The sequence below is a fragment of the Candidatus Edwardsbacteria bacterium genome (genome assembly GCA_018821925.1).
Taxonomy (GTDB): Bacteria; Edwardsbacteria; AC1; order AC1; family EtOH8; genus UBA2226.
This window is the reverse complement of sequence record JAHJLF010000046.1, coordinates 22,133-32,608: the sequence shown is the minus strand read 5'-3', so window position 1 is coordinate 32,608 and position 10,476 is coordinate 22,133. Positions and strand designations below refer to the sequence as shown.

The window sequence follows — 10,476 nt, the reverse complement described above, 5'->3', positions numbered from 1 at the left end:
TGACTGATGAAAAAGATGGCTGTCCTAGGGGCCGCCTTACTGCTGCTGATCTCCGGGATGTCCTTTGCCCAGGAGGCGGAGGCGATCATGGCGCAGGTCAGGGCCAGATACAAGGATGTCACCGATTTCAAGGCCGACCTGGAGCTGATCTCCTGCGCTTCGGCCACCGGCACCTGCCACCGCTTCGAGGGCAAGGTGGAGATGAAGCGCCCCAACAAACTGCGGATGGACATCAAGAAGCCGGAGACCCAGCAGATCATCTGCGACGGCAAGAATCTCTGGCTTTACCTGGAAAAGGACAAACAGGTGTTCCGGACCGACCTGGCCGAATCCAAGGATTTCCTGGTGCTGCTGAATCCGCTGGGCAAGTTGCTGACCGGGAAGGTCAAGAACGGCTGCAAGACCAACGGCAATTACCAGTGCTGGCTGGATATCCCGGAGTTCAAGGAGCTGTTCAAGGAGATCAAAGTGATCGTAGACAAGAAGACCTACGAGATCACCGGCATCGACGTGGTGGATGTCAACGACAACTCCAGCGAGTATCGCTTCACCAAGATCAAGACCAATTCCGGAATCAAGGACGACCGCTTCAATTTCGTGGTGCCCAAGAATGCCAAGCTGATAGACGCCAATTGATAAACTCCAGCGTTTAGCGGACAGGGTATAGCGGACAGATATAATTAGGTCAACTAAAATCTAATAACCAAAATCAAATAACTAATATGAGCCAAAGTTCATTCGATATCGTATCCAAGATAGACGCCCAGGAGATGAAGAACGCCGTGGTAATGGCCCAGAAGGAGATGACCGGGCGGTTCGATTTCAAGGGCGCCAACTGCCAGATGGATCTGGGCCCCGAGAAGATCACCCTGCTGGCCAGCGACGAGTTCAAGCGCAAGAGCATGCTGGATATCCTCTACGGCAAGATGGTCAAGCGTGGGCTGTCGGTCAAATGCCTGGAGCTGGGCCCGGTGGATACCGCCGCCAAGGGGATGATCCGCCAGGAGTTGAATCTGGTGCAGGGCATTCCCATGGACAAGGCCAAGGAGATGGTCAAGCGCATCAAGGCCAGCAGCATCAAGGTCCAGGCCCAGATACAGGACCAGCAGGTGCGGGTCACCGGTAAGGACAAGGACGACCTGCAGAAGGTGATCGCCCTGTTCCGGGAGGACGATCTGGGGCTGGCATTGCAGTACACCAATTACCGGACGACATAGACCGCCCCCGGCGGGGGCGACCTCACCCTTGATCCCTCCCCGAAACGGAGAGGGATTTTTGTATGCCCGTATACCGTAGGGGCGATTGGTCAATCGCCCTGACCTTTATAGCCGCACAATTGTCATTCCTGCGAAGGCAGGAATCCAGGTCTATTGAACCGCCAAGACGCCCCAGTTTTTTCGGGGTTCACGCATCTTATTTTTAACAGTGGTTCTTAAGAGCGCAAAGCTTTTTCTTTTATTTGTCTGCCGTGTCATTGCGAGAAGGGCATTGAAGTATCGCGGCGAAGCAATCTCAGGGCTTTTTGGCCACATAAGGCACAAAAGGCACAATTGTCATTCCTGCGAAGCCTGTCCTCGCGAAGGCGGGGAGCAGGAATCCAGTTTCATTCCTTACTTTCTCTTGTGACACCTCTCCCCAAACCCCTCTCCTAATGCCTTAGGAGAGGGTAGGGTGAGGTTGGAAGTCCTGGGGGCGGTCGAGCTGAAGTTCATTGACCCGAAAACAAAATGCCAGGATCTGTTAACTGTGGTATGTCTTTTATCCGATGTCCGATGCCGCCGATCGCCCCCATACCCCGGCCGATCATTTTGGTTCGCCCAAAACGACCGGCTTGGGTTGGCCGTTCGACAGCATTGTTGCTTTGTCACCCTGAGGGCACTGCCCGCCAGGCAAGTTGAACGGGTGACAATATTCAATGATCACACATTCAGCTAATTTTTTGCGTTGACATCAAGTAACGCCATGGTATAATATATCAGCTACCGAATATAATTAACTTGTATAGGCATAAAAATAACTATTTGACTTAGCAATATGGACAGACAAATGAGAAAATCCTGGGGCACGACTGGCCTACCCATTGATATTCAGCATATCGATAGGGACATCTATTACCTCCTCGTGCTTTACTCCGCGAGCAGACTGCTCGCCTTGGAGGAAACTGATGATTCCGAAACCATCCGTACTCTCCGTGACCAATTTGAGGCATCAGAGGCTACCAAGCAACTGATCTCTGTTGCCGTGTGCGTTAGGAACGGAATCGATGCTGGTCGCCCCGGTCCTGCTGAGTACCGCGAGCAACTACTCCAAAAAACCGTTGGCACACTCAAGCAGGATGGTCGGAAGGGGACGGAGCTTCGTTTCCAAGAAGCATGTCACAAGATTATCCATGCAACAGACCTTGAGTTTGTGACCCGCTCGGTCAAGGGCAAGACGTACATAACTCCAGGGGTAATCCTCTGGGGTGAACATAGGAAAGTTGAATGGGAGGCAAGAATCGACGTACTTGAGTTTGCAAGTCTCGCATACAGGCTCAACATGTAGTGCTGTAAAAAACGTTGGTAAATACTCACGAAGGTTGCGGATATCCTTCTGGCAAGTGTTTATCATCGCCGTTAGGTATAGATAAACCCCTAAAAAGGTGTTTACCTAAAGCCCGTCCAAAAATGGCCGGGCTCCTTCATTTCCCCCCTTGCATTTTCCCCCTCTATCTGCGATAATATTTCATTCATCTAACTGCAACTCAAATAATTTAAGTCTATGAAAAAGCCCACCCATCTCACCGTGGAATACGTGCTGGAGGTGCTCCTTAAAAAAGGGAAGATCACCCAGGACCAGTACAAGGACGTCCAGATTAAGGGAAACGCCCAGCGGGCCAAACTCCAGAAATATCAGGAGACCAACGCCAGCCGTAGGCAGTACCAGGCCGCCAACATCATCACTCCGGCCGAGATCATCTCCTCGTTCAACCTGCTGATACCCGACGGCAGCGGGCGCCTGCTGTCCGAGGACGACATCACCCGGGCCGTCGCCGAGGAGTCCGGCATGGAGTACAAAAAGATAGACCCCCTGAAGCTCCAGCTGGACGTGGTCACCTCGCACATCTCCAAGCCCTATGCCATGCGGCACCTGGTGGTGCCCATAGAGGAGAACAATACCCTGGTGACCCTGGCGGTGGTGGATCCCTATAACCTGGATCACATCGAGAGCCTGCAGATAGCCAAGAACATCAAGGTCAGCCTGGTGCTGGCCTCCAAGACCGATGTGCTGAAGATCATCCGGGAGTTCTACGGCTTTAGGGCTTCGGTCCAGGCGGCCGAGTCCGAGCGGATCACTTCCACCGAGCTGGGCAACCTGGAGCAGTACATCAAGCTGCGGGGCCAGGACGAGATCGAGGCCAACGACCAGCACATCACCAGCGCGGTGGAATACCTGATGCACTACGCCTTCGACCAGCGGGCCAGCGATATTCACATCGAGCCCAAGCGTGATAAATCCTACGTCCGCCTGCGGATCGACGGGGTGATGCACTACATCTACACCATCCCCCGGGCCCTGCACGCCCCGATATTATCCCGGATAAAGATCATGTCCCGGATGAACATCGCCGAGAAGCGGCGGCCCCAGGACGGCCGGATCAAGACCAACTACGGCGGCAAGGAGATGGAACTGAGGGTGTCAACCATTCCGGTGGCCTTTGGCGAGAAGGTGGTTATCCGCATCTTCGATCCCGAGGTGCTGATGCAGGACCTGGATCAGTTGGGCTTCTATCCCCGGGAATACCAGCTGTACAACGCATTCATTCACCGGCCCAACGGCATCATTCTGGTGACCGGGCCTACCGGATCGGGCAAGACCACCACCCTGTATTCCTCGCTGAAATCGCTGTCCTCCCCGGACGTCAACATCATCACCGTCGAAGACCCGATAGAAATGGTGATCGAGGAATTCAACCAGATAGGAGTTCAGCACACCGCCGGGGTATCGTTCGCCAACATCCTACCCTATATCCTGCGCCAGGACCCAGACATCATCATGGTGGGCGAGATCCGGGACAAGGAGACCGCCGATCACGCCATCCAGTCGGCCCTGACCGGGCACCTGGTGCTGACCACCCTGCACACCAACGACTCGCCTTCGGCCATCATCCGGCTGATGGACATAGGGATCCCCTACTACCTGATAGCCTCCACCGTGGTGGGAATTGTGGCCCAGCGGCTGGTGCGCAAGATCTGTCCCCATTGCCGCGCTATCCGGGAGGTGGCCCCGGACGATCCCGAGAACAAATTGCTGGATGAAAAAGTATCCAAGCTTTATTACGGCGAGGGTTGCAGCGAGTGCCGCAACACCGGCTACAAGGGGCGCACCGGCATCTTCGAGGTGATGGAGATGACCGAGAATATAAAGAACGCCCTAACCCGCACCGTCACCATCAACAAACTGCACAAGGCCATCGCCGCCGACGGCATGATGGATCTCAAGCAGGTGGCCCTGCGCAAGATGATAGAGGGGGTGACCACCTACGAAGAGGTCTATTCCGTCTCGGGATGAAACAAGGAGATTTTTAACCACAGAGGCTTTTATTCTTTACACTTTGGACTAACACAGTCATTGCGAGAGAACCCCCAGGCCTGACAAATGAAGCAATCTACTTTCCTTAACCGCGAAGACGCCAAGAATGCTAAGGCTTGTATTCTTTTACCGGCCATGCGTGTCATTGCGAGAAAGGCATCGAAGGATAACGACGAAGCAATCCCCGGGCCATTTGACCTCACCCCAGCCCTCTCCAAATAAATTTGGCGAGGGAGCAGTCATTGCGAGGTGGCCTCGAAGATTTTCAAACGAAGCAATCCGGTTTATTTGTCACCCTGAGATTGCTGCGTGCCCGATGGGTTGAATGGGTGATCATTGTCATCCAACAAACTGTTATGCCTCGAAGTGTACTCAGGATGACAAAATCGTTTTAACCACAAAGACACAAAGAACACCAAGGGTTTTTACTTTTATCTGATCCCCGTGTCATTCCTGCGTAAGCAGGAATCCATAAAATATTGATCTCTGCCGGTGTTTACCCCTGGATGCCTGCCTGCGCAGGCATGACAGTGACAGGAACGGCCTTGTCGGAAGAATTTTATATATGGATACAGGAGCATTATGGAAACATTGAAGAACCCGCTGAAACCCGAAGTTTACATCGAGCGTATTCGCCCCCGCGAGGAGGACATCCGCGGTCCGTATTTCCGGGACCAGACCGCCATTATCCATTCCATGCCCTTCCGGCGGCTGAAACACAAGACCCAGGTGTTCTTCTCCCCGGACAACGACCATGTCTGCACCCGGATGGAGCACACCCTGCACGTAGCCACCATCGCCTCGGCCATCTGTCGGGCCTTCGGCCTGGACGTGGACCTGGCTCAGGCCATCGCCTTTGGGCACGATCTGGGGCACGCTCCATTCGGCCACCGGGGCGAGGAGGTGCTGCAGGATCTGCTCAAAGAACAGGGCGGGTTCCATCATGAGCTGTACGCCCTGCGGGTGGTGGACAAGCTGGCCAACGACGGGGCCGGGCTCAACCTTACCTACGGGGTGCGGGACGGCATCATCTGTCACTGCGGCGAGAAATACGAAAAGGAGATCTCGCCCCGCTCGGATAAGGTGGCCCTGGAAGGCATCAAAAAGCTGGGAATATATCCGGCGTCATACGAGGGGGCCATAGTCCGGATGGCCGACAAGGTCTCCTATCTGGGCCGCGATCTGGAGGACGCCATCCGGGCCGGGCTGGTGGACGAGGACCAGGTGCCGACAGGGATCAAGCAGAAACTGGGGCGCAAGAACGGCGAGATCATCGACACCTTGGTTAAGGACATCATCACCCAGACCCAGCGCACCGGGGGCATCTCGCTGTCCGATGAAAACCACCAACTGATGAAGGCCCTGTACGATTTCAACATGAAGAACATCTACACCTCGCCGCCCCTGGAGGAATACGGGCTGTTCAGCGAGAAGATACTGCGGACCCTGTTTGAGGAATTGATCAGCGTCTACCAAAGATACGGGGAGGATCAGGAGCGTTACGACCACGACCCGGTGCCGCTGTTCCGGCGATTCGGGAGGCACCTGGACAAATACAGCGAGATATACCGGAAGGAGAAGACTCCGGCCCCGGTGATAGTGGGCGACTACATCGCCGGGATGACCGACGATTACGCCTTGAAGTGCATTCACGAGGTGTTCATCCCCGAGCCCCTGAAATTCGACATTCCCCGGGGGATGCATGAAGCTTAAAATTATATTTAAAATATTTGTATTGTTATTAATATTCGCAAACCTGGGGTGTGCGAAGAAGGAATATCACTTAAGCCATAAAATAAAAATTGCCACCAATGAATTTATCCCTGCGGCAGAGTTGATATTGGTGAAGGAATCGGATCATTTTATATATTACAATACTTTAGACGGGTCCGTATCGAATATACCGATCAGTAATGACAGCATAAAGTTTGGTGATTACAGCTATGGATTTTCAATATTTAGGGATTCTTTGATACTTGAAAATGATTCAATTAAATTGATTTGGGTTGTTAAAAAATAGTTCTATTTATAATCGATTTAAAATGAAACTTAACGACGATCATTTCTGTTTTGCCTGCGGGAAGAAAAATCCTGACGGCCTGCAAATAAAATTCACCTACCCCGAAGCCGGGCAATGCCGGGCGGAGTTCGTGCCCCCGGTAAAATTCCAGGGCTGGCAGGGGATACTGCACGGAGGCATCGTCTCCACGCTTTTGGACGAGGCTCTGGCCCACGCCGTAGGCGGGGCCGAGAGGGGCGGAGGCGGCAGCGGGGCGGTCACGGCCGAACTGAGCGTCAGGTTCAAGAAGCCGGTCAAGATAGGTGAGCCGGTAATCCTTGCCGGCCGGGTGGTCAGCGACAAGGGCCGTATGGTCGAGGCCGAGTCGGAGATAACAGACCAACAGGGGAATATCCTGGCCAGCGCCACCGGGAAACTGGTCCGGCCGGCCAAGAAGTGAGCCGATTAACCACAAAGGACACAAAGCTTGCCCTGAGCATGCCGAAGGAAACACAAAGCATTGTCATCCCGAGGAGACTTCGAGGTAACACAGGTTGAGGGATGGGTATCGTCACCCGTTCGGCTTGTCGTGCAGGTTGTTATACTCAGGGTGACAAAAAGTAATAATTAAATCTGATTGATATGAACAAGAGAATTTCCTTCTGCGGACTGGATTGCTTGGTTTGTCCGGCCTTTATTGCCAGGCAGAACGACGATCCCGAATTACGCCAGAAGACTGCCGACAGCTGGTCCAAGATCTACAACGCCGACATCAAGCCGGAGGATGTCTTTTGCGATGGCTGCACCTCCGAAGGGCCGGTGCTGTTTGCCCATTGCAGCAACTGTAAGATCAGAGAATGCGGTCGGGCCAAAAAACTGGAGAGCTGCGCCCACTGCCCGGAGTATCCCTGCTCCAGGCTGGAGGAATTCTTCGCTATGGTGCCGGAGGCCAGGCAGGTGCTGGATAATATACGAAAAACCCTGGGATGAAATACGACCTGGAATTCATCTCCGATGCCGAGATCTACCGGCAGGTGATCCTGCAGGAGATCCCCGCGGCCCAAAAATTCCTATGGATAGGCACTTCGGACCTGAAGGACCTTTATATTGACCAGGGGAAAAAGAAAGTCCCCTTTTTAAAACTTCTTTCCCAACTGATAGATGACAATGTATCCATTCGCCTGATCCACGCCAAGGAGCCGGGCCCCAACTTCCGAAAGGACTTTGACCGGTATCCCAACCTGATCGACGGCATGGAAAAACTGCTGTGCCCCCGGATACATTTCAAGTCGGTCATAGTGGACGGTAAATTTGCTTACAGTGGCAGCGCCAACCTGACCGGGGCGGGGATGGGCGCCAAGTCCGACGGCAAACGCAATTTTGAGTCGGGCATAATCACTAAGGATCCGGCCTTGGTGGGGCAGGTCATGAAACAGTTCGACGAACTGTGGATGGGACAGCATTGCTCCGGCTGCAAACGAAAGAAATATTGTTTTGAATACCGGGAAATGGAGTGAATTTTGACCAAAGCAAGTGTATCAAATAAAAAAGTCCATATCATCTCCTTGGGCTGTCCCAAGAACCGCGTCGACACTGAGGCCATGATGGGGCAACTAGCTCCAAAGGGATACTGCTTTACTAATGACATCAATAGCGCCGGGACGGTGATCGTCAACACCTGCGGGTTCCTGCAGGAGGCGGTGGAAGAGGGGCTGGTCGAGATATCGGCCTTGGCCCTGCAGAAGGAGAAACTGGGTTTTCGGCTGGTGGTCACCGGCTGTCTGGTCCAGAGGATGGGTCGTGATCTTTTGCGTCGGATCCCCCAAATAGACGCTTTGGTCGGGGTTCACGGTTATGAAAATATCCTGGCGGCGGTGGAAGGCGGTAAGAATAATTCCATTCCGGCCAATGCCTGCAATTATCCCGCGAAATTCTATCAAAACCGTCTGATCAGCACCGGGCCGGGCTGGACCTATCTGCGGATAGCCGATGGGTGTGATAACCGCTGCAGCTATTGCCTGATCCCGTCAATAAGGGGAAAATTCCGCAGCCGCCCGATCTCGGAGATCATCCGGGAGGCGAAAATATTGGCTGGGCGAGGGGTAAGAGAGATAAACCTGATCGCCCAGGACACCACCGCCTACGGTTCGGATATCTATGGCCGACGCAGTCTGCCGCGATTGCTGAAAGCGTTGTGCCGGATTGAGGACCTGAAATGGATTCGTATCCTCTACACTCACCCGGCCCATATCGACGATGAACTGGTCGACATCGTGGCCCGAGAGAAGAAGATCGTAAAATATCTGGATATCCCGCTGCAGCATATTTCCGACCGCATTCTCAAAAAAATGGGGCGGAAGGTAGCGAAGCAGAGAATAGTCGAACTGCTCCACAAACTACGGACGAAAATACCGGGGATAATTATACGGACCACTTTCATCGTCGGTTTCCCCGGAGAGATGAGGGCTGATTTCGGTGAATTGTATGATTTTGCCGGAGAGATGAAATTAGACAGGGTGGGGGTATTCGCATATTCCAACGAGCCCGGGACCAGATCCGCTAAAATGAAGGGGCAGGTCGATGAAAAAATCAAATCCGAGCGGCTGGACTCTTTGATGCGACTGCAAAGAAAAGTTTCCACCGCCAAGAATCGTTTGAGGTTAGGTCAAAATATTTCGGTTCTTATTGAGGGTGCGGCAATAAAAGGGAATAATGATGTTCCATTCAAGTCCGATTATCAATACTATGGCCGCAGTTATGCTGAGGCCCCGGAGATAGACGGCAAGATATACCTCCGCAGTTCCCGCCCCTTGGTTCCGGGCAGGATATACCAAGCCTCTATAGAGAAGGCTTGGGCATACGATCTGGGCGGCGTCATCATAAAATAATTTAAAAGATAAAAAGATGTTTCAGGGAATTATAATCTTTATTTTAGGCCTGTTGTTCGGCTCTTTCGCCAACGTCTGCATTTGGCGCATCCCCCGCAAGGAGGAGATAGTATTCACTCCTTCGCACTGCCCCAAATGCCTGAAAAGCATCAAATGGTACGATAATATCCCGGTATTAAGCTATCTGTTGTTGGGCCGGAAATGCCGCAGTTGCAAAGCCGAGATATCATGGCGCTATCCACTGGTGGAGCTATTGAGCGCGCTATTATTCCTGGGAGTTTATCTCAAATTCGGGGCCGATTGGAGATTGGCGGGGTACATCCCATTTGTTTGGGCCATGCTGGTGATCTCGGCCATAGACATTGAACATTACATCATCCCCGATGTCTTTTCCCTATCCGGCCTGGCTATGGGTATTTTATTGGCGGCACTGGCCACCTTTGGGGTCCCGGTGGATCTTACCGTGTTCAGCCGGGCGGATATTTTGTCGCAATGGCCCTTGGCGGACAGCGCCATCGGCGTGGTGCTGGGTGGTGGATTCCTTTGGCTGGCAGCTTGGCTGGGGGAAAAGGTGTTCAAACAGGAGGCCATGGGCGGTGGGGATATCAAACTGGCCGCCATGATAGGGGCCTTTTTAGGCTGGAAGGCCGTGTTGGTCAGCTTCTTTCTGGCTTTTCTGACTGGGTCGGTTATTGGCATCCTGCTGATCCTATTGGGCAGGGCTAAAAAGAATGAGGCCCCGGAAGGGATAAAGCCAAAGGCCATGGTTCCGTTCGGGCCTTTTTTAGCATTGGGTGGCGTACTGGCCCTTTTCTGGGGCAGAGAATTGCTGGGGTTTTATTTAAGGCTTTTCGGGCTGTAAAAATCAATCTAACCCCTTGACAAATAACCGAATTTAGATTATAGTTAATGTAAATTAAACGGAGCTTTTATAAGGATCTTAAAGTCAGTGACCCTGGTTTAAATTTTTAGTGCTTGGGGGTATTTGCCAACGTAAAGTTGATAAATATCACGTCT

11 protein-coding genes are annotated in these 10,476 nt (G+C 52.8%); all 11 read left to right on the top strand.

Going from position 1 to position 10,476, the window contains the following annotated elements; translation table 11 throughout:
- Positions 1-15 precede the first annotated feature (15 nt).
- The 11 genes from KJ869_04995 (at position 16) to KJ869_04945 (ending at position 10,321) form a co-directional block, all read left to right on the top strand.
- Complete coding sequence (locus KJ869_04995; GenBank protein ID MBU1576549.1) at positions 16-636, top strand: outer membrane lipoprotein carrier protein LolA; 621 nt, start codon at positions 16-18, stop codon at positions 634-636.
- 86 nt (positions 637-722) lie between these two features.
- Positions 723-1,217 carry a YajQ family cyclic di-GMP-binding protein gene (locus KJ869_04990; protein MBU1576548.1) on the top strand — a complete coding sequence of 165 codons (495 nt, stop codon included), beginning with the start codon at positions 723-725 and terminating at the stop codon, positions 1,215-1,217.
- Positions 1,218-2,046: 829 nt separating this feature from the next.
- A complete protein-coding gene (locus KJ869_04985; protein MBU1576547.1) occupies positions 2,047-2,544 on the top strand; it encodes a hypothetical protein in 498 nt (165 codons plus the stop codon).
- A gap of 216 nt (positions 2,545-2,760) precedes the next feature.
- Positions 2,761-4,551: a GspE/PulE family protein gene (locus tag KJ869_04980; protein MBU1576546.1), complete on the top strand. Its 1,791-nt coding sequence runs from the start codon at positions 2,761-2,763 to the stop codon at positions 4,549-4,551.
- A gap of 603 nt (positions 4,552-5,154) precedes the next feature.
- Positions 5,155-6,285 (top strand): HD domain-containing protein, encoded by a 1,131-nt coding sequence (locus KJ869_04975; protein MBU1576545.1) that lies wholly within the window; start codon positions 5,155-5,157, stop codon positions 6,283-6,285.
- Positions 6,275-6,592 carry a hypothetical protein gene (locus tag KJ869_04970; GenBank protein ID MBU1576544.1) on the top strand — a complete coding sequence of 106 codons (318 nt, stop codon included), beginning with the start codon at positions 6,275-6,277 and terminating at the stop codon, positions 6,590-6,592. Before KJ869_04975 ends, KJ869_04970 begins: the two co-directional genes overlap by 11 nt.
- A gap of 22 nt (positions 6,593-6,614) precedes the next feature.
- A complete protein-coding gene (locus KJ869_04965; GenBank protein ID MBU1576543.1) occupies positions 6,615-7,031 on the top strand; it encodes a PaaI family thioesterase in 417 nt (138 codons plus the stop codon).
- 182 nt (positions 7,032-7,213) lie between these two features.
- Positions 7,214-7,561 (top strand): DUF3795 domain-containing protein, encoded by a 348-nt coding sequence (locus tag KJ869_04960; GenBank protein MBU1576542.1) that lies wholly within the window; start codon positions 7,214-7,216, stop codon positions 7,559-7,561.
- A complete protein-coding gene (locus KJ869_04955) occupies positions 7,558-8,088 on the top strand; it encodes a phospholipase D family protein (protein ID MBU1576541.1) in 531 nt (176 codons plus the stop codon). The genes KJ869_04960 and KJ869_04955 overlap by 4 nt, the downstream gene beginning before the upstream one ends.
- 3 nt (positions 8,089-8,091) lie before the next feature.
- Positions 8,092-9,459, top strand: coding sequence for a 30S ribosomal protein S12 methylthiotransferase RimO (gene rimO, locus KJ869_04950; protein MBU1576540.1), 1,368 nt, complete (start codon positions 8,092-8,094; stop codon positions 9,457-9,459).
- 16 nt (positions 9,460-9,475) lie between these two features.
- Entirely contained in the window at positions 9,476-10,321 is an 846-nt protein-coding gene (locus tag KJ869_04945) for a prepilin peptidase (protein ID MBU1576539.1), read from the top strand.
- Positions 10,322-10,476 lie beyond the last annotated feature (155 nt).

Bases quoted from the DNA above. Each gene is read 5' to 3' on its own strand.
- KJ869_04995 (MBU1576549.1), top strand. From the start codon at position 16: ATGGCTGTCCTAGGGGCCGCCTTACTGCTGCTGATCTCCGGGATGTCC.
- KJ869_04990 (MBU1576548.1), top strand. From the start codon at position 723: ATGAGCCAAAGTTCATTCGATATCGTATCCAAGATAGACGCCCAGGAG.
- KJ869_04985 (MBU1576547.1), top strand. From the start codon at position 2,047: ATGAGAAAATCCTGGGGCACGACTGGCCTACCCATTGATATTCAGCAT.
- KJ869_04980 (MBU1576546.1), top strand. From the start codon at position 2,761: ATGAAAAAGCCCACCCATCTCACCGTGGAATACGTGCTGGAGGTGCTC.
- KJ869_04975 (MBU1576545.1), top strand. From the start codon at position 5,155: ATGGAAACATTGAAGAACCCGCTGAAACCCGAAGTTTACATCGAGCGT.
- KJ869_04970 (MBU1576544.1), top strand. From the start codon at position 6,275: ATGAAGCTTAAAATTATATTTAAAATATTTGTATTGTTATTAATATTC.
- KJ869_04965 (MBU1576543.1), top strand. From the start codon at position 6,615: ATGAAACTTAACGACGATCATTTCTGTTTTGCCTGCGGGAAGAAAAAT.
- KJ869_04960 (MBU1576542.1), top strand. From the start codon at position 7,214: ATGAACAAGAGAATTTCCTTCTGCGGACTGGATTGCTTGGTTTGTCCG.
- KJ869_04955 (MBU1576541.1), top strand. From the start codon at position 7,558: ATGAAATACGACCTGGAATTCATCTCCGATGCCGAGATCTACCGGCAG.
- KJ869_04945 (MBU1576539.1), top strand. From the start codon at position 9,476: ATGTTTCAGGGAATTATAATCTTTATTTTAGGCCTGTTGTTCGGCTCT.